The 20,528-nt window shown below is 55.8% G+C and carries 24 protein-coding genes and 1 tRNA gene; 11 read left to right on the forward strand and 14 right to left on the reverse strand.

What is annotated here, in order from left to right:
• Positions 1-23 precede the first annotated feature (23 nt).
• Positions 24-692: a site-specific integrase gene (locus A0U92_RS18550; RefSeq protein WP_335622192.1), complete on the forward strand. Its 669-nt coding sequence runs from the start codon at positions 24-26 to the stop codon at positions 690-692.
• A gap of 5 nt (positions 693-697) precedes the next feature.
• On the opposite strand, the gene A0U92_RS16300 is transcribed toward A0U92_RS18550, so the two are convergent.
• Positions 698-1,735, reverse strand: coding sequence for a virulence RhuM family protein (locus tag A0U92_RS16300; RefSeq protein ID WP_077814033.1), 1,038 nt, complete (start codon positions 1,733-1,735; stop codon positions 698-700).
• A 104-nt stretch (positions 1,736-1,839) separates the two neighbouring features.
• Here A0U92_RS16300 and A0U92_RS17560 point away from each other — a divergent pair, with 104 nt between their 5' ends.
• The 6 genes from A0U92_RS17560 to A0U92_RS18405 all read left to right on the forward strand — a co-directional run bounded on the left by A0U92_RS17560 (position 1,840) and on the right by A0U92_RS18405 (position 5,483).
• Positions 1,840-2,184 (forward strand): hypothetical protein, encoded by a 345-nt coding sequence (locus A0U92_RS17560; protein ID WP_149026504.1) that lies wholly within the window; start codon positions 1,840-1,842, stop codon positions 2,182-2,184.
• Between the two features lie 97 nt (positions 2,185-2,281).
• On the forward strand, positions 2,282-2,524 hold the full coding sequence (locus A0U92_RS16305) for a DUF4160 domain-containing protein (RefSeq protein ID WP_077814034.1): 243 nt from the start codon (positions 2,282-2,284) through the stop codon (positions 2,522-2,524).
• Positions 2,508-2,921 carry a DUF2442 domain-containing protein gene (locus A0U92_RS16310; RefSeq protein WP_077814035.1) on the forward strand — a complete coding sequence of 138 codons (414 nt, stop codon included), beginning with the start codon at positions 2,508-2,510 and terminating at the stop codon, positions 2,919-2,921. The genes A0U92_RS16305 and A0U92_RS16310 overlap by 17 nt, the downstream gene beginning before the upstream one ends.
• Positions 2,922-3,017: 96 nt before the next feature.
• Positions 3,018-3,647: a DUF7146 domain-containing protein gene (locus A0U92_RS16315; RefSeq protein ID WP_077814036.1), complete on the forward strand. Its 630-nt coding sequence runs from the start codon at positions 3,018-3,020 to the stop codon at positions 3,645-3,647.
• Positions 3,616-5,277, forward strand: a complete 1,662-nt coding sequence (locus A0U92_RS16320) for a DUF927 domain-containing protein (protein ID WP_236748191.1) — start codon at positions 3,616-3,618, stop codon at positions 5,275-5,277. The genes A0U92_RS16315 and A0U92_RS16320 overlap by 32 nt, the downstream gene beginning before the upstream one ends.
• An 11-nt stretch (positions 5,278-5,288) precedes the next feature.
• On the forward strand, positions 5,289-5,483 hold the full coding sequence (locus A0U92_RS18405; protein WP_236748192.1) for a hypothetical protein: 195 nt from the start codon (positions 5,289-5,291) through the stop codon (positions 5,481-5,483).
• Between the two features lie 1,443 nt (positions 5,484-6,926).
• Here the strand turns inward: A0U92_RS18405 and A0U92_RS16325 are convergent.
• Together A0U92_RS16325 and A0U92_RS16330 are read right to left on the reverse strand one after the other, a co-directional pair.
• Positions 6,927-7,002 (reverse strand) — tRNA-Ala (locus tag A0U92_RS16325).
• 90 nt (positions 7,003-7,092) lie between these two features.
• Positions 7,093-7,740: a Maf family protein gene (locus tag A0U92_RS16330; protein WP_077814527.1), complete on the reverse strand. Its 648-nt coding sequence runs from the start codon at positions 7,738-7,740 to the stop codon at positions 7,093-7,095.
• Positions 7,741-8,202: 462 nt separating this feature from the next.
• On the opposite strand from A0U92_RS16330, the gene hemE reads away from it, so the two are divergent.
• The 4 genes from hemE to A0U92_RS16350 all read left to right on the forward strand — a co-directional run bounded on the left by hemE (position 8,203) and on the right by A0U92_RS16350 (position 10,973).
• On the forward strand, positions 8,203-9,210 hold the full coding sequence (gene hemE, locus A0U92_RS16335) for a uroporphyrinogen decarboxylase (protein WP_236748385.1): 1,008 nt from the start codon (positions 8,203-8,205) through the stop codon (positions 9,208-9,210).
• Between the two features lies 1 nt (position 9,211).
• Positions 9,212-9,916, forward strand: a complete 705-nt coding sequence (locus A0U92_RS16340) for an HAD family hydrolase (RefSeq protein WP_077814038.1) — start codon at positions 9,212-9,214, stop codon at positions 9,914-9,916.
• Positions 9,906-10,358 (forward strand): protoporphyrinogen oxidase HemJ, encoded by a 453-nt coding sequence (gene hemJ / locus A0U92_RS16345; RefSeq protein WP_187668970.1) that lies wholly within the window; start codon positions 9,906-9,908, stop codon positions 10,356-10,358. The genes A0U92_RS16340 and hemJ overlap by 11 nt, the downstream gene beginning before the upstream one ends.
• Positions 10,359-10,499: 141 nt before the next feature.
• On the forward strand, positions 10,500-10,973 hold the full coding sequence (locus A0U92_RS16350; protein ID WP_236748193.1) for a Spy/CpxP family protein refolding chaperone: 474 nt from the start codon (positions 10,500-10,502) through the stop codon (positions 10,971-10,973).
• A 126-nt stretch (positions 10,974-11,099) separates the two neighbouring features.
• On the opposite strand, the gene A0U92_RS16355 is transcribed toward A0U92_RS16350, so the two are convergent.
• The 11 genes from A0U92_RS16355 to urtD all read right to left on the reverse strand — a co-directional run bounded on the left by A0U92_RS16355 (position 11,100) and on the right by urtD (position 20,526).
• Entirely contained in the window at positions 11,100-11,405 is a 306-nt protein-coding gene (locus A0U92_RS16355; protein ID WP_077814041.1) for a hypothetical protein, read from the reverse strand.
• Between the two features lie 13 nt (positions 11,406-11,418).
• Entirely contained in the window at positions 11,419-11,883 is a 465-nt protein-coding gene (locus tag A0U92_RS16360; RefSeq protein ID WP_077814042.1) for a hypothetical protein, read from the reverse strand.
• A gap of 64 nt (positions 11,884-11,947) precedes the next feature.
• The gene (locus tag A0U92_RS16365) at positions 11,948-12,541 is read right to left on the reverse strand and encodes a phage tail fiber protein (RefSeq protein WP_077814043.1); all 594 of its coding nucleotides are present in this window, start codon (positions 12,539-12,541) and stop codon (positions 11,948-11,950) included.
• Positions 12,542-12,936: 395 nt separating this feature from the next.
• Entirely contained in the window at positions 12,937-13,842 is a 906-nt protein-coding gene (locus A0U92_RS16370; RefSeq protein WP_236748195.1) for a hypothetical protein, read from the reverse strand.
• 182 nt (positions 13,843-14,024) lie between these two features.
• Positions 14,025-14,981 (reverse strand): hypothetical protein, encoded by a 957-nt coding sequence (locus tag A0U92_RS16375; RefSeq protein WP_077814045.1) that lies wholly within the window; start codon positions 14,979-14,981, stop codon positions 14,025-14,027.
• Positions 14,982-15,054: 73 nt separating this feature from the next.
• Positions 15,055-16,032 (reverse strand): Hsp33 family molecular chaperone HslO, encoded by a 978-nt coding sequence (hslO, locus tag A0U92_RS16380; protein WP_077814046.1) that lies wholly within the window; start codon positions 16,030-16,032, stop codon positions 15,055-15,057.
• 86 nt (positions 16,033-16,118) lie between these two features.
• The gene (locus tag A0U92_RS16385; RefSeq protein ID WP_077814047.1) at positions 16,119-16,469 is read right to left on the reverse strand and encodes a hypothetical protein; all 351 of its coding nucleotides are present in this window, start codon (positions 16,467-16,469) and stop codon (positions 16,119-16,121) included.
• A complete protein-coding gene (argF, locus tag A0U92_RS16390; protein WP_077814048.1) occupies positions 16,466-17,470 on the reverse strand; it encodes an ornithine carbamoyltransferase in 1,005 nt (334 codons plus the stop codon). The genes A0U92_RS16385 and argF overlap by 4 nt, the downstream gene beginning before the upstream one ends.
• Positions 17,467-18,660: an aspartate aminotransferase family protein gene (locus A0U92_RS16395; RefSeq protein ID WP_077814049.1), complete on the reverse strand. Its 1,194-nt coding sequence runs from the start codon at positions 18,658-18,660 to the stop codon at positions 17,467-17,469. The genes argF and A0U92_RS16395 overlap by 4 nt, the downstream gene beginning before the upstream one ends.
• 395 nt (positions 18,661-19,055) lie before the next feature.
• On the reverse strand, positions 19,056-19,772 hold the full coding sequence (urtE, locus tag A0U92_RS16400; protein ID WP_077814528.1) for an urea ABC transporter ATP-binding subunit UrtE: 717 nt from the start codon (positions 19,770-19,772) through the stop codon (positions 19,056-19,058).
• Between the two features lie 7 nt (positions 19,773-19,779).
• Positions 19,780-20,526, reverse strand: a complete 747-nt coding sequence (gene urtD, locus A0U92_RS16405; RefSeq protein WP_077814050.1) for an urea ABC transporter ATP-binding protein UrtD — start codon at positions 20,524-20,526, stop codon at positions 19,780-19,782.
• Positions 20,527-20,528 lie beyond the last annotated feature (2 nt).

A 20,528-nucleotide genomic window follows, 5' to 3' on the forward strand; every position in this document is an offset into this window, starting at 1 on the left:
GCGGTAACGTCTCAAGGGACCGGGTGCTGACAGATGAGGAGCTTTCTGCCTACTGGAACGCCTCCGCTGATCTTCTCTATCCTTTCGGACCGTTCTTCCGCCTTCTGGCTCTGACGCTGCAACGACGGAATGAGGTCGCTGGCATGAAATGGTCAGAGCTGGCCCCGGACCTGACCAGTTGGGTCATTCCGGCTGAACGGTCGAAAAACGGACGGGCGCATATCGTCCACCTCTCGGAGCCAGCCCGGCAAATCCTCGCCAGCCTGCCCAGGCAGAGCAATCCGAAAACCGGCGCCATCTCTCCCTACGTCTTCACGACCAACGGGCGCACGCCGATTTCAGGATTCTCCAAGGCAAAGGCGTGTCTCATGGAACTGATGGCAGCGCCGGAGGGGCCACAGGCCGGAAAAAAGACCTCGCCCATGCCCGGAACTGACTGGCGACCTCATGACCTCCGGCGCACGGGCGTCACAGTTATGGCACGCCTTGGGATCAGCCATCATGTTGCTGACCGGGTGCTGAACCATGTGCAGGGTGCCATCAAGGGGGTGGCGGCGGTCTATCAGCGCCATGAATTCCTGACGGAGCGTGCGGTGGCGCTGGATACGTGGGCACGGCATGTTCTGGATGTAGCTGATGAGGTGGGATTCAAACCCACCAGCGGCAACGTGGTGCCGCTCCGGAGGCAGTAGGCCTGTTATTCCTTGGGCTTGCGTGTCCGCCGTGTGACGCGTGTCCGCTTCTCTACTTCGCCTAGCGCTGCGCTCACGTCGATATCTGGTTCACTCTCAGCCTGTAGACGCTCTGCTTTCTTCCGGGTCGCGTTGAAGTCGTCGTAACGCTGATGAGCCAGATGCTCGGCTGATGCCTTCGATCGTGAGCCATTGCCATGCAGGACGTTCAGTTCGTTGGACTTCAGGAAGTCATCAAGAATGCCGTCCCATTCTGTCAGCCTGATTGTCTGACGGCGCTCCGCCCGAAAGTCTGCCGCGTCCAGAAACATGGTCACGATCAGATTGAGCTCACGGATTTCTTTTTGCCCCAGATAGTTCTTGGCTACCGTCACATCCTCTTTCCTGACGCGCCCATGTTTCCATGCGGTCAAGCCCATGTTTGGCGCGGCGGGATCAGAACGTGCCGAAATCAGCTCTGCTGCCGTGTGACCCGTGATCCCATAAAGCATCTTGTTCTGGATAGTGGCGTAGAAGTCACGGGCGGCCTTGCTCTGTGGATCGTAATCCTCACTGAGGGACAGAATGTCGCGCAACTTGCGATAATACACCGCCTCGGAGGCGCGAATATCGCGGATACGTTGAAGTAATTCGTCAAAATAGTCGTGCTTCGGGTCTTTCAGACGTTCGTCGTCTATGGCGAAGCCTTTGACCAAATATTCCTTTAAGACGCTGTTCGCCCACCTCCGAAACTGGGTGCCTCGTGGGGATCGGACACGGAAGCCAACGGCAAGAATTACGTCGAGATTGTAGACCTGAATCTGACGTTCGACCTGCCGATCTCCCTCCAGCCGAACTTGTAAGGAATCCTTACAAGTTGCCTCCGGCAGGCATTCTCCATCAGCATAAATGGCGCGAACATGCTGAGTTACGTTCTGGGGTGTGGTGTCGAATAAGGCTGCCATCTCTCCTTGACTGAGCCACGCTGTTCCATCCGCAGCCCGAAGCTGGATCGTCTGTTTGCCGTCCTCGGTCGTGTAGAGGATGATCTCGCCATTGCTCATACTGTCGTGTCCTTCCTCAGCCGACACCAAAGAGGAAATCTTACCTTTGGCGGAAATGCGAGCATTCAGGATTGCCTACGTGATGGCTACAGCGGCATCAGATCGTGATCAACACTGTCTTCGGATTTGAGCCGTCCCAGCCCTACGCCCGCACCAACGGTGCAATGGTGTATGAAGCCCCATCATCAGCGACCTGTCACCTACCCCTGCGACTACCCCCTTGCCACCCATCTGCCACCCAAGCGGCTACCCCTCCGCCACCCATGCAAAGATGGCGCTTCATAGACCATTGCACCGTTGGTGCAGGGAGCAGCGGCATTGGGTGCGTGGGCGCGGGACGTTCTGGATGTGACGGAGGGAAAGGTGGACAGGAGGAGGGCGGCAATGTGGTGCCGCTCCGGAGTCAAGTCGGGGCAGACGAAGCTCAGGAACTGGATATGGGTTACTGACAAAATGGCCTTCGTCGCTCTGCTGGATGCCTGTGTTCTATACCCTGCACCTCCGAATACTGTATCCTAATCGTTTGGGTTATGGTATAGAGAGACAATGCCGACAGTCCTACGCTTCGCCGGGTTCCGTGTTGTGATTTACCCGAACGATCATCACCCGGCGCACGTCCATGTCATCGGGGGAGATGGAGAAGCGGTTTTCGTGATCGGGAAACCGGCCCGCCTGATTCGTTCGACCGGCCTGTCAGCAAGAGACATAACAACGGCACAGGACGTTATCGAGAAGAACGCTGAAAAACTCATTCAGGAATGGAGTGCGATACATGGCAACAGAAACTGAGATCAGCCGCGCAAAGGCCAACGCGGCCCACCACGCGGCGGCGGTTCCGCACGCAACATCAGCACACTTCATTTCATCTCGCCGCAGCCTGAATGTGACCCTGAGCAACGGTGTTGAAATGATCATTCCCGTCGATCTTGTTCAGGGGCTGTCCGGAGCTGATGAGGCCGCGCTTGAGCGTATCGAGATCACCCCGAGGGGAACGGGGCTACACTGGCCGCTTCTGGATGCTGACGTTCTTGTGGAAGGGATCATTCATGGCGCCTTCGGATCGCGTGCGTGGATGGCCAGGCAGATGGGACGTGCCGGAGGCTCCGCATCGACGGACGCCAAGAGTGCGGCATCCCGGCGCAACGGCGCGAAGGGCGGGCGGCCTAAAAAGGAATTGGCGGACTGAGGTTCAGTTCCAGCCCCCAGGCGATCAGGACATATTTATCTCCAACACAGTACGACCGAAAGCGGATGACAAACTTAAAGTTATTCGCTTGTCGAGATGCATGGTTACCTCGCCAGACGCGGCATCGACCTCCGGGAGATGGGACGGCAGCCGGGAAGCCTGCGGTTTCATCCGGCGGTCTGGTGTGGCGAGGTGCGGCGTCCATTGCCTGCGATGCTGGCCGCCATCTGCGGACCGTCCGGCAAGCTGGTGGCGGTTCATCGGACATGGCTGACGCCGACAGCCTCCGGCGACTGGACCAAGGCTGATCTACAGGCACCCAAAAAGGTTCTGGGCTCTTTTGCTGGTGGCTGCATCCGTCTGTGGCGTGGTGCCTCCGGAAAAAGCCTGAGCATGGCGGAGCAGGATGAAAGCGCCATTGTGGCGGAAGGGATCGAGACCGGTCTTTCCGTGGCGCTGGCCTGTCCGGAACGGCGCGTCCTTTGCGCTGTCAGCCTGAGCAACATGAAGTCTCTCAAACTGCCTGAGGCAGTCAGGGAAATCACCATCGCGGCGGACAATGACAAGGGCAACGAAAGCGCCCGGAAAGCTCTGAACGCCGCCATTCATGAATTCATCAGGCAGGGCCGCGTCGTGCGTGTCGCCATGCCGGAAACAGAAGGCCGGGACTGGAACGATGTCATCCGGGAAGAATATGACAGACAAGAAATCGACGAAGGGTCGTAAGGGCGTTCGCGCCGGGATTGAAGGCGCTGAAGTCGTCGTTTTTCCGGGCAATGGCGACAATAAGCCAGCCAAGGCAGAAGACAGTCGTCCGCCTCCGGGTGTGTCGCGCCGCTTCAGGATGGATACATCCGGTCTGTATCGGAAAAATGGAGATGACAAACAGGATACTTTCGTCTGCGGCCCGATTGAGTGCCTGGCCGAAACACGCGACGCGGAAGGCAATGGCTGGGGGCTGCTATTCGGCTGGACAGACCGTGATGGCGTCCGTCATGAAGAGGCGTTTGCTCGATCCATGTTTTCGGGAGACTGCGGAGAATTACGGAGCCGTCTGGCCAACGGCGGCCTGACGCTGGCGTCGGGTCCGGCTGCGAAAAATGCCTTCAGTGAATGGATGGCCATGATATTCAGTTCGGAGCGGGCCCGTAGCGTGGCGCGGATTGGCTGGCATGAATTCCGCAATGGTTCTGTCTATGTGCTGCCGACCGAGGCTTTCGGTCGTTCTGATGAACGCGTCGTCCTACAGCAGGAATCACCGGAGCCTGATCTGTTCGGTGTGTCAGGCACGGCTGAAGAATGGCGGAACAGGATCGGTATCGTCTGTCGTGGCAATTCCCGCCTTGTTCTAGCGGCCTCCGCTGCCTTTGCCTCATGTCTGCTGACGATCCTTGGTGAAGACGGCGGTGGTTTTTCGTTGGTTGGGGCGTCGCGACTGGGCAAGAGCACTGCCCTCCGCGTTGCGGCTTCAGTTGTCGGAGGGACACCGCAAGCGGGTGCGGAAGGCTATGTGCGATCATGGCGGGCGACCGGCAATGCGCTGGAATCTGTAGCACTGGCGTCCTGTGACAGTCTTCTGTGTCTTGATGAACTGGGGCAGCTCGATCCACGCGAGGCAGGTGACACGGCCTACATGCTGGCCAACGGCAGCGGTAAGGCGCGTACCAACAGGACAGGCGGGGCGCGGGCTGTCTCACGCTGGAAAGTTCTGTTTCTGAGCACGGGCGAACGGACCCTTGCGGATCTGAACCGTGAAGGCGGACGGGCGACGAAGGCCGGACAGGAAGTGCGGTTTGTCGATGTGCCTGCCGATGCCGGAGCAGGTCTTGGTCTGTTCGAACTGTTGCACCATGCTGATGAGCCGGGTGAGTTGGCTGAATATCTACGTGAACAGACAGGTCACCTCTATGGTGCGCCGTTCCGTATCTTTCTCAGGGCCCTGACGGATTGGATCGGAAAAGAAGGCCATCAATCTGTCCGCGAGGCATTGCGGTGCCGTGTCGTGGAGCTGACCTCCCTTTATTTACAGAACCGCCCGGAAGCGTCCGGACAGGTGCGTTCGGTTGCGCGGCGTTTCGCCATTGTCGCCCTGGGCGGTGAACTGGCGACTGGCTCCGGATGCGCGGCACGACCGGTCGCCGTGAGGATGAGCAGGCTATCGAGCAACTCCGCGATTTCATCACCAAGAATGGCGAAGGCCGCTTTGAGCGGTGGGTGGATCGCAAGGAAGCAGAAATTCCTCAGAGTGACAGTGATGCCGAACCGCCGGGCGAACGGTTCCGGACCCAGATGCGTGCGGGCTGGAAGCGATGGGAAAAGCTCGATGACGGAAAGATGGGCTGGACGTTCTTTCTGACGGCGGACGGCATGAATGAGGCCCTGAACGGACTGAACGGACTGAACGTCCGTGATGCCAAGCGCGTGCTGGTCGAGCGCGGCTTTCTTGTCCGTGGCGCTGATAACAAGCTGGCACGGGTTATCAGTCCGCCGGGCCTTAAATCGGTGCGGGCCTATCAGATCAGGTCGACGATCCTCGGATCAGACGCGGGGGATGCGGACTGAACCACATTCCTCTTTCCTGTCAGCCTCCGGAGGGTCGTCACACTGTGGCGGCTCTTTTTGATTGACAGATACATGTTGGTGTTTCTCATTCTTGGCGTGAAAGTCTTGTCGCCTCTACATATTTGAGAAAGGTAACGTGATGCCACTGTATACTCACATAATGACATACAAAGGAGTTACGAAAATATTTCAGAAGAGACGAAGTAATTACTCAGGATTTTTGCTTGATTCTATATCAGAAAAATTCCCTTCTCTTAAACATTCATTCGGGGATATCATGAGAATAAAACCTGAGGCAATCTCAGGAGGCAAGCATGTGTGGACTTGTTCACTGGAAATATCAGGGGACATATTTACTCTATGTATCGTTGAAACACGCGAATAATTATAATTATTATAATATAAATACATTAGAATTTTTCTGACAAGACATTCGTCAATAAAGGAAACCGGATACGCCTGTAACAACACGATCGAACGGATTTTCTGATCGCACAACTCACCTGGATAGCGGAATGCAAGAAAGTCTTTTCCGAATAGGTAAACAACTCCAGAGGGGCTCATTGAGATTTGGCTAAGGCATATCTCATCTCCATCCGGATGATGAGCTGGTTATCCAAAAGCCTGTTTTCTTAGTCCTCTCAGTTCAAGTTTGATCAGTGTAACCCTTCGAAGTGTGTCCGGTGCGCGCGAGCAGCGCGATGGTTTTCTTCCCGACTTTTGGACACTTTAGACGTGAAAACGCCTAAAGACATGCTATTAACGCATAACTAAACACACCGAAAACACGTCTTTAAATGACGTTTCTCTTGTGGATAACTTCCTATCGCGACGTGCTGCCATTTTAAAAATGGCGGTTTTCTGCTGTTTACACCTGCGAAGTGGTTACACCTTTTCAAAAGGTGTAATGATCAAGCTCAAAAGGCGTAACTCGAAAATGATATTTTTTTCAGTATGTTATGTAGTTCCCTTACACCTTTACACCTCTTACACCTCTTACACCTTTTTTCGAACAATGCAGAGAAAGAGGGCAAGGTGAAGCGTCGAATATCCATGCACTTAATGCATGGGTCAGAAGGACCCGCCGGATGGAAAAGCCGTGGGTCCTTCCTGGGAGGGCCACCTGTCGGGGGTTGTTCGCGCCCCGGTTAGAGAGACTTTTTGAGCAAAGAAAAAATGGCTTGGTGTTGTTGTCGTTCGCTCGGCGTGCGGATCTGCTGGTCGATGAGATGCAACGATGAGTGTGATTGGGTGGATGTCGACAACCAACACGCGTTCGCCAGTAGGGTGACAAGCGGAACTGGATGCCTGCCTAAGCGGCAACGTCCATCAATGCGGTCCTATGGTTCACCACAGCAGCGAGCAGGAATTTTGAAAGAGTCCGGAAGCTTTATTTCCGTCACCAGTTCAACGCACAGATTTTGAAAAATTGTAGGTGGGAACTGGTGGAGCCAATCGGGATCGAACCGACGACCTCCTGAATGCCATTCAGGCGCTCTCCCAACTGAGCTATGGCCCCATCAGGACGTCCTGTCTGTGACAGAGCGTCCGGGTGACGGGCGTATATCCTGTTGGTCTGTCGATGACAAGCCCTAATTCTTGTCCCCTGTTAGTTGGCAAGCACACCGAACCCTCTGAGAGCCGAGAACAGGGGAAGCAACGGCAGGCCGAGAATGGCGGAGTATTCTCCCTCAATCCGACTGAAAAGCTGGATTCCCGGTCCTTCAAGCCTGTAAGCGCCAACGCTGCTGAAACAGGATTCCCCTTCCGTATCAAGATAAGCGTCGAGAAATACATCCGAGAAATCGCGCATCTCAAGTTCCGGCTCTTCGACATGCGACCAGACGACCTCCCCTCTCCTGCACAGCACGACCGCGCTATGAAGAAAATGTGTCCTCCCTCTCAGGCGACTTAGCTGCGCTCTGGCGGACTGGCGGGAGACCGGCTTGTCGAACCAGTCTCCTTCACAGCTCAGCATCTGATCCGCACCGATCACAAACGCATCATTCTGTTCAGGTTCAAGACTGACCGCCTCCGCCTTTGCAGCAGCAAGACGGAGAGCGATACAGGCAGCGCTTTCTCCAGCCCGACTGCCTTCTTCTTTATAAAGACTTTCATCGATCGCCTGTGTCCGAACGGTAAAAGTAACACCGGCTCCCCGCAGCAATCCCTGCCGGGCAGAAGAACCGCTGGCCAGAACCAGAGAGAAACTGGAGGGCGTCAGTACTTCATGTTCACCAGTACTCGAGTCGATCATTTTTCCTCTGCCTTTCATTCCCATGAGTTGAACAAGGATAATCCGTCATTCACCTCGTTAGTACTTCGGTGAGTACTGTACCGAGTACTTTGTGCGGTACTGGGGTACATGGGGATAGTACCGACTGATTTTACAACCAGTACCGAGTACCGTGGACAAGTGACTCTCCGTCCGACACTGTGGGTTGTACACAGGGCTTCTGTGGGTTTTTCTGGATAACTCCCGAAAACCTTTATTTTCCGCGAGGATACATTCTGTACACAGTCGGGGAAAACTGGGGTACATTTTCGGAAAGGTGGGTACCCCGACATACACACCCCCTATAGAAACCTCATCATTTCTTTATTTTCTTTTATTCGTTAGAGATGTGGGACTGATGAAACGGACGGTAGACGGATAGTGAACGCCCCATACGGAACCGATGAGAACCGACGACTTCTCCGCACGCTGAAGGGCGAGGCCATGTGGCCACCGCCAGTCTGGCTGATGCGTCAGGCCGGGCGCTTTCTCCCGGAATTTCGGGCGCTTCGGGAAAAGGCCGATTTTCTGACACGCTGCATGACGCCGGATATGGCGGCGGAAATCACACTTCAGCCTATCCGCCGTTTCGCCATGGATGGCGCCATTCTGTTTTCGGATATTCTCATCCTGCCATGGGCCATGGGCCAATCGCTCGAATTCATTGAAAAACGCGGTCCTGTTCTCACGCCTATCCGCAGCCGGGCCGATCTGGACAGGCTGGACCCGAAGCGTATCGCTGAACGCACGGCTCCTGTCGCGGAAACATTGCGTCGGGTGCGGAATGCTCTTGGAGAACAGGTAGGCGCCGCCGCTCCTGACACCGTCACCCTGATCGGTTTTGCTGGCGCTCCGTTCACTGTGAGCTGCTACATGGTCGATGGGGGCAGTTCGAAGGAATTCGCCCAGACCCGCCTGATGGCTTTCCGTGAGCCTGCCCTGTTTGACCGCCTGATTGATCTTCTGACCGAAACCACAGCGACCATGCTGGCGGACCAGATCGAAGCAGGCGCTCAGGCCGTCATGCTGTTTGATTCCTGGTCAGGGCTGCTGCCTCCACAGGAATTCCGACGTCACGTCATCAATCCTTCGCGCCAGATTGTCACGTTTCTGAAAGAGCGTTACCCCGATGTGCCGGTGATAGGTTTCCCCCGCCTCGCCGGTGTCATGGCTCCGGAATATGCGCGTGAGACGGGCGTGGACGCCATGGCGCTGGATACCGGGGCGGATCTGGCTACTGTGGCCAGTCAGGTCCGTTCTGATCTGGTCCTGCAGGGTAACCTTGATCCGGTTGCCGTGCTTGCCGGCGGTGAGGCCATGGTGCGGGAAGCGCTGGCGATCCGGGAGGCTGGTCGTGGTCGTTCGCATGTCTTCAATCTGGGGCATGGCGTTCTGCCCGAGACGCCGACCGAACATGTGGGTGAGTTGATCGCCGCCTTGCGGACTGTCTGACATGACGTCTGCTCTTGCACCTGAAGGTCGGTTGCAGCTTGTCATTTTCGACTGTGACGGTGTGCTGATCGACAGCGAGGGGACGAGTTGTCGTCTCATAGCTGAGGACGCCCGTCAGGCGGGATGGGCGATCACGGATGAAGAGGCCGTGGCGCAGTTTGGCGGCAAGGCCCTGACCTTTCTGAAAAAGGAAATCGAGGAGCGGACCGCGGAAACTCTTCAGGAAGACTGGGTCATTGTCATGAGAGATCGCTTTGTCGATTCTTTCAATGTGTCTGTCGACATGATCGAGGGAACCCGGGACATGCTGGAGAAAGTGTCAGCCCTTGGTCTGCCTCTTCGTGTCGGGTCGAATTCGTCCATGCTGGAGATGAATGCAAAATTCAGAACGAGTGGACTGGCTGAACTGTTCGATGGTCGTATCCACTCGGCGACTGACATGCAGGCTCCCAAACCAAGTCCTGCGGTCTATCTGAAGGCGGCGGAAGAGGAAGGCGTCGCTCCTGAAAATTGCGTTGTCATTGAAGACAGCGATACAGGCGCGAAAGCGGCTCTTGCGGCAGGGATGACCTGCGTTCTTTTGAGAGCGGCTCATGAAGCTGTTCCGGACTGGCCGGGACTGGTGAGAATAGGCGCTCTTTCTGAACTGCCGGTTCTGCTGGACAAGACGCTGAACGCTCAAAATAAAGCGGCTCATCGTGAGTGAAATGCTTCTGCCATGGTATCCCTGGATCAAGGCGTTTCATGTCATGTCGGTCATGGCCTGGATGGCGGGTCTTTTTTATCTGCCACGGCTATTCGTCTATCATTGTCAGGTTACAGTCGGGTCTGAGGAAAGCGAGCGCTTCAAGATCATGGAGCGTCGCCTTCTGAAAGCGATTACGACTCCCGCGATGATTTCGTCCCTGCTTTTTGGATTACTTCTTGTCTGCATACCGGGAGTGATAAACTGGTCTTATGGCTGGTGGCATGTGAAAATTGCCGCTCTCGTTGGCATGTTCATTTTTCATGGTTTCTGTGCACGCTGGCGTGCAGAATTTGCCAATGACAGAAACACACATTCAGAACGATACTACAGAATAGCAAATGAAATTCCGACAGTTCTGATGATGATTATTGTCATCATGGTTATTGTTAAACCATTTTAATAAAAATTCTTTTATCAAAAGGATGATGATAGATTTACATTTCGTAGCAAATTTGCGGTTTTTTTGACACGTATCACTGCTTTTCTTGTCTCTGGAAAAACGGAGAGCAGCAGGTCTCTCCCGTTTCAAGAGTGGATGGTGATGATGTCACGTAGTTCTTTTCTGATAGCTGGTATGACTGTTGGTGCATTGGCTATCGGTCAGGCTCATGCCCAGCCTCCCATGGGGCCTCATGGCGGCGGACCAGGCGAATTTTCCTTCCTCGAAGGAGTAGACCTGACGGCCAAACAGAAAGAATCTGTCAAAAAGATCTTCAAGGAAAGTCATGAAAGCATGAAAGGCCTGCATAAGCAGGAACGTGATCTTCATGACCGGCTTGAGTCAATTATCCTGACCCCGGGCAAGATCGATCAGTCGAAACTGGATGAACTTGTAACGGAACAGAATGCGCTGGACGCCAAGGAAAATGCGGCCAGACAGGCGACAGCCGTGAAGGTGCATGACATTCTGACCGCTGAGCAGGTGACTGCCGCCAAAGATCGCCATGACAAGATACGCGCGCTGATGGATCAGATCCACGCTGTTGAACATGGTGAAAGCAAGGGTGACGAGTGATCTTTATCTCAAGCGTCAGTGTTGTTTTCTTCCGTTTGAATAACTCTGTCTGAACGGACTGATCTTCAGTTGCAAAGAACCCCTTTCCTTTTCAAAAGGAAAGGGGTTCTTTTTTATGTTGCCTGATCAGGGACGGGTTTGATTGACATCAAGTCCAAGGTTTTCAGCAATTTCTGAACGCGCTTTGGTGGCGGGGACCATGATGGCTTTTCTGTCGGGTTGATAAGCACTGGCGTTCCATCCCCTTGCCTGACCCACAGCACTGACGATGTGATAAATTGTGATCCAGCGAGACTCTTTTGAAGGAGGTTTCCAGAACCGCATGATCAGGGCGCAGGTTGCAATGACAAAGGAAATGATGGCGGTTGTCGTCGCCAGATAGGAAGGAGGTACGAATTGTAATATATTATTAAGAAATGTTGTAATATCCATAGATTATTTCTTTTTAAATTCCACCATAAATCGTTTTTCCACCATCATCGGTGAGGTAGGAAATAATGGTCGTTGCTCCTGATTTGAGACTGACATCAGGTTTTGTTCCATCCTTGTAGTGAGCCGATGGCAGAGTGACAGCCATGCCGCCGTCCGCAGGCTGATGAAGAATAACGGTCAGCCGTTGCAGGATTCCCGCAGTCCCGCCTGCGAGAGACAGGGTGAGTGGCATATTGGGCGTGATGTCGTAACTGATATCACCCTGTTCCGGAAACGTGATCTGCAGGAGACTTCCGGGATTTGTAATGATCTTTACAGGTGCAGGTATACTACTCGTTGTTCCGGAAGATGTGGATTGTGAAATGAACCCGGTGGTGGTCGCCGCAGCGTTGTTTTTTGCGAATTCCCGTGGGTCCATGCCGCTTTCAGGGATGAGAGGGAACTTGTCTTCTGTCGCAAGGTCAGGGGTGTCAGACATGAATGAAATTATCTTTTTAAAATGATATCAGAGAGGTCCGTTCAGACGAACGGATGAAGATGTTCTAGCTTTTTATAGAGATAGACAGAAGATTTGCGTTCAGCCACAGGGATGTCCCATCGCCCGGATCGGATGTGGGCAAGCCCTGCATCAACTGTGACAAAAGCTGATTGAGTTGGGATAATGTAAAGGTTCCACTGCCTGAACCGGAGGTAGAACTGTTGCCTGCCATGGCAGGGGTCATGATACCGGCATAAACAGAAACAGGCTGACGAGCGATGAGAGCGGTTCCACTTTCCGTGGTGCCAATCTGATCATTTACAGAGAAAAATCCTTCTCTCTGAATCAGCAATGACAGATATTCAGCCGGTACGGAGTATGTCTGTCCCACGCTGATCGTGCGAGGCGAGACTGACCATGCAACCAGAGGCTCAGATGTTGCTGTATTGTCAGTATAAAGAGCCAGAGCGGTGACCGCCCCCCAGTCTGTTGTCGCATAACCAAAGCTGCATGATTGAGAAACGGACAGTGTCCGTCGTCCATCTCCAAGAGGAGTAAAGGCTATGGCCTGTCGGGCATAACCTCCTCCTGATGATTCCATGGCGACAGTAGCGGGACCTGTCACCAGAAGACCTAGATATCCTTTGAAAAATGCCAATAATTTTCTCTTTTATATATTCTGAAGCATAGGCTTCCGGATTTTTTGTCAGCAGATTATGAACGTCCCCACACAGGCTGAGAAAGCGAACTGTGCGGCGGAGTCCGTGGTCACTTAAATGAAACTCATCTGTAATGGATGAAGAAACCCTGCACTGAAAAATGAAAGAGGAATCGTTAAAAAATTTTCGTAAAATTCTTTATTTTTACAGATTTTTTTGGATTGTATGATTTTTCCATACTCAAGCGAGGGCTGGTGACACCTCATGGCAAGACCATAAATCCTGCCACAAAAGACCAGTGATCAATCAGAAACTGGAACAATGGTTTCCTCACACAAGCCATGTATTAGATTGAGAGCCAGCGTGGGGACCAGCTCTCTCATGACCAGCATGATCAGGGAGTTGTCACATTTGAAGGAAGCTTCAGGAAACCTGCGGCAGGAGAATGCGCCTTTGGTGTCGTGCTGGAGGTTTCCGTCTGGTCATCCGGCATGCCGCCGGGGAAAATAGCGTTCGGTTCTGAAACAGCAGTGGAGGCAGCCTTGGACTCCGCTGCTGCAGGAGCCGCTTCCTTGACTGTAGCCGCCTCTGGAGAAGCTGAAGCCGGTGTCGCCGTGTTATTGGTGCCGGGTAGGGAAGCTGTTTTGGTGGAACCTCCGAGTGTTTCTGTCTGGATGGCGGATGCTGTGGGGGTGCCCCCTGCATCCACCAGCCAGTCTTTCAGATTGTTCTTGATCTGGAATTCAAGCTCGACATTCATGTCCTGCATCATCTGACGCGTGATCTCGTAAAGATTTTCACGGCTGTCGGCGTCACCCCTGCTGAGATCAGGTTTCATGGTGCGGGTGACATGCGCTTCAACTTCCCCCACCTGCTGGCCTGTGGAGGACTGTATATCGAGATGGCTGTCCATCTTCCCTTCCAGATACCCACCCGGTTCATGCACGATCGAGGCGCGATCAATCGTGAAAATGGCGGCGCCCGACTGCCCGGCAGCCACAAGCCGCTGCTGGGCCATCTGCGTCAGCGCCTGATCTGGCGGAATGGGCGCATTCGCCGACTCGTCGCCGGGAATGGCTTCCGAGGAAGCGTGATCGGCAACCTGCATGGTGGCGACATTCAGATGGATCTGGTTGAGATAGCCATACTGATAGGGAGCAAAGGCTGTTATCGCATCATCCGATGACGAGCAGCCGGCTATCAGTGTCACTGCGCCGAGCGTGCCCAGCATAGTCGTCCGGTGTATGGCCTTGAGTCTGGAGTGTGTCGTGACAGTGAGCCGTTTGCGGATGTTAAGCATCCCGCCATTCTCCATTTCTGAACTGCAGCCCGATGGATATCGTGGCCGGATATATGCGTTTCTTCAAAGAGGACTATCCGTCAGATCGTGATGAACGGAAAGCGTTTCATGAAAGATGAAGGATGCACACTGGACGGCTTCCTTTTTCACAAAAGTTCAATGGTCCGCGAAATTCCGGTCGTCTATGCCTTGCCCTGTCGGTTGGGCCAGTCACCGGGCAGGGAAGGCATGGACGTGGGCAGAGAGGACGCTGCTCCCAGTGCTGCAAGACCAGCCTTTCCAAAGTCCACGGTCAGTTCTCTGGGAGCCAGTTCAATCGAGTCCGGATTGCCGATGAAGAGTGACAGCAATCTCAGCGGGATGAGACGGGCGGGAGCCACATCTTTTTCCATCAGGATGAGATCCTGCTGTGGGCAGTAGATCACGGCGGTTTCCGCCTCTCCGGGCGGCTTCACCGTGCCGATATACAGTACGATATTGGCGGCAGGATCAGCAAAGCGGGTGAGTTCCATGTCCGGCAGACGCAGAAGCGGAAAGCCCCGCAGAATGGCGCCGCCATAAGGAGACAGGACAACAGGCGATGTCTTTGACGTCAGACCACGCGCGACAGACAGCAACTGCAGGAATGCCGTGGCTTTCAGAGGAGGGCTTTCGGCACGGAATGATAGCCCGTCCTGTGGCAGTATCTGGGGTGTGAAACGGCCGGGCGGAGGGAAGCGCTCCAGCCACGCGGCCAGGATGTCTTCACACAGGACACGCCCCAGATTGCGCACTTTCTCTGTAAGTGGAAGCGGGGTGGGTCTGAGGGCCTCCAGCGCCGAGGTGATCAGCGCCTTGAAAAAAGGCGACAGCGCGTCGATGATGGAATTCTGCTCTTCGGAGGAAAGGGCCGCGAAACGGCTGGAGCGGTAATTGAAGGAAGGGTCGAGAAACCAGAGCGCCTCCGCCCCCTTCTCATGGCGCAGGCGCAGAACCGGCAGGGGAAGCAGGCTGACATGCAGCGCAAAAGGGTTCCAGCCGGAGTAGAACTTTACCAGAGGCCGATGATTGACACTCAGCGTGTGCGGCTGTCCCTGAAGAGTAATGACAATGCTTCCGTCTTCAGCCGGGGTGACTTTGTCCTGCGATGCCTCGGGCATGATCGTCTCTGCTGCCTCAGTGTCTGACCGGAAATTTTAACGATATTTCTTTTTTGCGCTCATCAGAAAGACATTAGTCCGCACCCGACAGCGCGCCGACCTCATTGCGGGTGAAGCAGAAATCGTGATTGCAGAATTCGCACGTCATCCGGATGTTGCCGTCTTCCACCATGTGATCAAGATCATCATCTGAAAATCGCGACAGGACATCAGAGAGTTTCGCCTTCGAGCAGCGGCAGCCGTAAGCAAGCACCCGAGACTGGCCTACAACCAGATCTTCCTCGTGAAACAGACGATACAGCAGTTGTCCGGCCGGAAGAGCATCGTCCAGCAGTTCTGCATCCGTCAGTGTGTGCGCCAGAGCCAGAGCGGTGTCCCAGGCGTCTTCTCCCTGCTCATCAACGATGGCGAGATTTTCGCTGCTGCTCCCGGCCTCCGTGCCACCGCCGCCAGCGATGCGCTCAAGAATGAGCGCTCCGGCCCGCCAGCCTGCATCGGTCTGCTGTGCTGTCAGCATGGTCCAGCAGGCATGCTGTTCACTGGTCTGGAAGTAATGCATCGCCATATCGGCAAGGCTGTCACCGGTTATTTCAACAATTCCCTGATGCCGGTCCATCTCCGGTCCCTGATCGACTGTCAGGGCGAGATAGCCGTCTCCGATCAGATCCCGATCCGTGACCGGTTTGCCGGAAGCAAGGAGGGCGTCAAGTTTTTCCTGATCCTGTCGGGCATAGAACCGTAGCGCTCCGGTATCGGTGCAATCCGCGAGCAGCAGGCTGACAGGCCCGTCTCCCTTGATCTGCAATGAGAAAGACCCCTGAAATTTCAGGGCGCTGGAAAGACCGGCGACAAGGGCGAGCGCCTTTCCGCCAAGGGCTGAAACGGCAGGAGCATGGTCATGCCGCTTCAGGATGGCGTCCGCTACACGTCCGGGGCGGACCAGACGTCCGCGCACGGGCCTGTGGGCCAGATGGAAAGGCGTGACTCCCCCGGGCACAACGATATCCGGCACATCCGGCCGCTCGCGATCAAGAAACGCAGGGGTGTCCAAGATGCCTCTCCTCTTTCCGGTCTTTTTCCGTCACGAGCCTGTCGGCCGCAAAGGAAGACCCTTATATGGTCACGTCACGAGCGGATTTACAGGTCGGCCGTGAGCCGGGATTCCAGAGCCTCAAGCGCCAGTCTGAAAGCCTGCTGCCTGTCATCATCCAGTGGGAAAGCCGAATGCAGGGCGGTGAGAAGCCCCCGTCGGCAGGCGTCGTGCGCAACATCGAGATCCTGACCGCGGGGCGCAGAGGCAAGGCAGTCGATATAGGAATCCCGCAAGGAGCGGAGCTTGTCCGCAGGCAGGCCAAGCGTGGCGAACGCCTTGTCCACTTCGGGCTCCAGCCAGCCCGGAGCGGCGGGACCGTCTTCCGTGGAAGAAACTTGCGCAGGTCCGTCTTCAGGGCCTGTTCCCACGATCTTTTCGGCCTTGTCGTCGTTCATTTCGCTTCCTCCCCAAACCGCGTCCAGTCCTCGCCGCCGAGCGCCCAGACAAGCAGGCCTTTCTGTGCATGAAGCCGGTTTTCGGCTTCATCGAAAACCACCGAAGCCGGACTCTCGAACACGTCCTCGGTCACTTCCTCTCCGATATGGGCCGGGAGGCAGTGCATGAACAGGGCGTCCCTGCCCGCACGCTTCATGAGCGCCCGATCCACACGATACGGCTCCAGCAGCGTGATGCGCTCGGCGGCGGCTTCGTCGGACATGCTGACCCATGTGTCTGTCAGAATGCAGTCCGCGCCTTCCACGGCCTCCTGTGGATCATTGGTCAGGAGCAGTTTCGCACCCTGCCGGCGCGCCCAGGCGACAACCTCGGCCTTGGGTGTAAGCTGCTTCGGGGTCGCGATCCGGAGCGTGAAATCAAACTGCGCGGCCGCTTCAATCAGGGACGAGGCGACATTGTTGCCGTCTCCGACCCAGGCGAGAGTGCGCCCTGCGATCGGACCCTTATGTTCCTCGAAGGTCATGATGTCCGCGAGGATCTGCACAGGGTGAGAGTCCGGCGTCAGGCCGTTGATGACCGGAACGGAACTCCAGCGGGCAAGTTCGTGCAGGGCGGCGGTCCGTCCTGTGCGCAGCACGATTGCATCGACAAAGCGGGAGAGAACACGGGCCGTATCCTGCACGGACTCTCCACGACCAAGCTGCGTGTCGCCCGAGGAAAGCACGACGGCATCTCCCCCCAGCTGACGGACGCCCACTTCGAAAGAAACCCGTGTGCGCGTGGAGGGCTTGGAGAGCAGAATGCCAAGCGTCCGGCCTTCCAGCGGCTTCGCCGGATGCAGGGGGCGGCTTCTGCCATGCTGCATCCGCTTCATGCCGGCCGCGACATCAATGATCTGTCTGAGAATGGTCTTGTCCAGATCGCGCAGATCAAGAAAGTGGCGGATCGCCTTCCCGGCAGGCTGGTGCCCCGGGGAAGCGGTCTTGGCAGAGGTCGTCACGAAGTCGTCTCCAGAGTAGCAGCCCGGACGGTTTCGGCTGCCTGACGGAGACACTTTACGGCCTCAAGGCAATCCTGTTCCGAGATGATGAGAGGCGGCACAAGCCGCAGAACATTGTCTCCGGCGGAGACGGCGAGAAGTCCGGCTGCCTGAGCAGCGGCGATGACATCGGAGGCTTTGGGCACGCAGCGCAGACCGATCATCAGGCCCAGGCCCCGACGTTCCGAGAAAATGTCGGGAAAATCGCTGATCAGTGCATCCAGCCGGATGTCGAGAAACGCGGCGCGTTCCCGCACCTGCTCAAGAAAACCCGGAGCCAGCAGGATGTCCAGAACCGCGTTCGCCGCGGCACAGGCCAGCGGATTGCCTCCGAAAGTCGTGCCATGCGTACCGGGCGTCAGGTGCTTCGCCACCGCTTCGCGTGCAAGGATCGCGCCGATGGGGAAGCCGCCGCCCAGTCCTTTGGCCGCCGACATGACATCAGGAGTAACACCCGACCATTCATGGGCGAACAGCCTGCCGGTACGGCCCACACCCGTCTGCACTTCATCAAAGCCGAGGAACAGGCCGAACTCGTCACACATGGAACGAAGTTCCTGAAGGAACCGTTTGTCCGCCGCCTTGATGCCGCTTTCACCCTGAATGGGTTCCAGCATCACACCAGCGGTTTCCGGCGTCACGGCGTCACGGACCGCGTTCATGTTGTTGAGCGGCACATGGTCGAAACCCGGCGCACGCTCACCGAACCCGTCGAGGTAGGTCGGGTTGCCGGTGGCGGACAGCATGCCCAGCGTGCGGCCATGGAATGCGCCTTCGAAGCACAGGATACGGGTCCGTTCGGGGTGGCCGCTCTTCGCCTGCGCCCGACGGATGGCTTTCACCATCCCTTCATTCGCTTCCGCGCCGGAATTGCAGAAGAACACGCTGTCGGCGAAGGTCGCCTCCACCAGACGGGCGGCAAGACGTTCGGCCTGCGGCACGCGGAACAGGTTGGAGACGTGCATGACCTTCGCGGCCTGCTCGGTGATGGCTTTCACGAGTTGCGGGTTGGCGTGTCCCACGGAGCATGTGGCGATGCCCGCCGCGAAATCCAGAAATCGTCGCCCGTCCGTCGTGTACAGCCAGGCGCCCTCTCCCCGCTCAAAGGCGAGGTCGGCGCGGTTGTAGGTCGGCATAAGGGCGGAAATCATGAGAGCCGTGTGTCCAGCTAGGGGATTGAAAGGGCTGAAACAGAAACGGCCCGCTGCCTGTGGGGAGCGGGCGTCCGGTTTCGTTGCATATGATGACTGCGCTTGTGTGTGGAAGTCAAACTTACTGTGTCGAAATGAGGAGGGAGGCTGTGTCGATCAGCGTTCAGAGGCGTAGTTTGGCCTCCAGCTATGTTTGATTCCGGCGTTTGATAATGCAGCTGTGAACAGGTCTGGTGGAAGAATACATCCAGAAGTTTCCTGAACGCTTGATGCTCATCGTGACTGATCAGGTTTCCCTGCTTCTGACCGACAACGGCGCCCACAATGCTGAGGCCGGTAGAAAAAACATTTCTGATAATAGCAGGACAGGAGGCTTTCCGGGGAACCTGTGTGAGTCAGACGGACAGCAGACGCGTCAAGTAGTCGATATCCGCGTCTGCACGCGTTGTTTCATGTACGATATATCCTCCTTCGATCACAATGATCCGGTCCGCGACATCCAATGCGAAGCTGAGCACCTGTTCCGACACCATGATGCCAAGTCCGCTTTCGTCACGAATTCCGCGGAGTGTCCTGGCCATATCCCGAATGATTGATGGCTGTATCCCTTCTGTCGGTTCATCCAGCAGCAGCAGTTTCGGTTCTGTCGCCAGGGCGCGGGCAATGGCCAGTTGCTGCTGCTGGCCACCGGACAGGTTGCCTCCTCGCCGTGATCCCATTTCTTTCAGAACCGGAAACAGCGTATAAAGCCTGTCCGGAATGCTCGACTTTCCACGCACGAATAAGCCGGTTTCGATATTTTCCTTCACAGTCATTGCCGGAAAGATCATCCGCCCCTGTGGCACGTAGGCCAGACCGGCCTTTACGCGATCACAGGCGGCCAGCGAGGCCAGTTCCGTCCCTTCCAGCCGAATTGTTCCCGATCGGATGTTCATGTTGCCAATAAGGGACTTCATGAGCGTGCTTTTGCCCATCCCGTTCCGTCCCATCAGAACGAGGATTTCTCCCTGAGCGATTTGCAGGTTGATGCCATGCAGGACTTCGCTGGCTCCATAAGCGACGTGAAGATCGCCTACGTCCAGCAGCATATCCATAACCGGAGCCGGGGTCATGCCGCTTTCAGTGCCCAAGATACACCTCCACAACTTTAGGATCATTTTTCACATGTTCCATGGAGCCGTCTGATATGATGCGTCCCTGATGCAGAACTGTGACCTGATGGGCAATTTTTTCGACGAAGCCCATGTCGTGCTCAATGACCAGAACCGAACGTGACTGGATGATGCGTTGCAGCAGTTCCGCAGTGCGTACCCGTTCGCTGATCGTCATGCCTGCAACCGGTTCATCCAGCATCAGTAACGCCGGGTCCTGGATCAGAAGCATGCCGATTTCCAGCCACTGTTTCTGGCCATGACTCAACCCGCTGGCCTGCTGATCCAGTTTGTCATCCAGATAGATCATCGCGGCAATGTCGTTGATCCGTTCGAGCATGGCCCGGTCCTGCCGGAAAAACAGAGCTTCGAAGACTCCTCGACCGCGGGGATAGGATATCTCCAGATTTTCAAACACCGTCAGATCTTCATAGACGGAAGGCGTCTGGAATTTCCGCCCTACGCCTGAACGCACGATGTCGTATTCCTTCATCCGTGTCAGTTCGCGTCCAGCGAAACGGATGGACCCGGATGTGGCGGCAGTGCGGCCACAGATCAGATCAAGCACCGTCGTCTTGCCTGCGCCGTTCGGCCCGATAATGACGCGAATCTCGCCGCGATTGATGCGGAACGACAGGTCGTCAACAGCCTTGAAGCCATCGAAGGACACGCTCAGCCCTTCAACTTCCAGAAGGGATTCGTTCGTCGTTGTCATGT

The organism is Acetobacter aceti, from assembly GCF_002005445.1.
Classification (GTDB): Bacteria; Pseudomonadota; Alphaproteobacteria; order Acetobacterales; family Acetobacteraceae; genus Acetobacter; species Acetobacter aceti_B.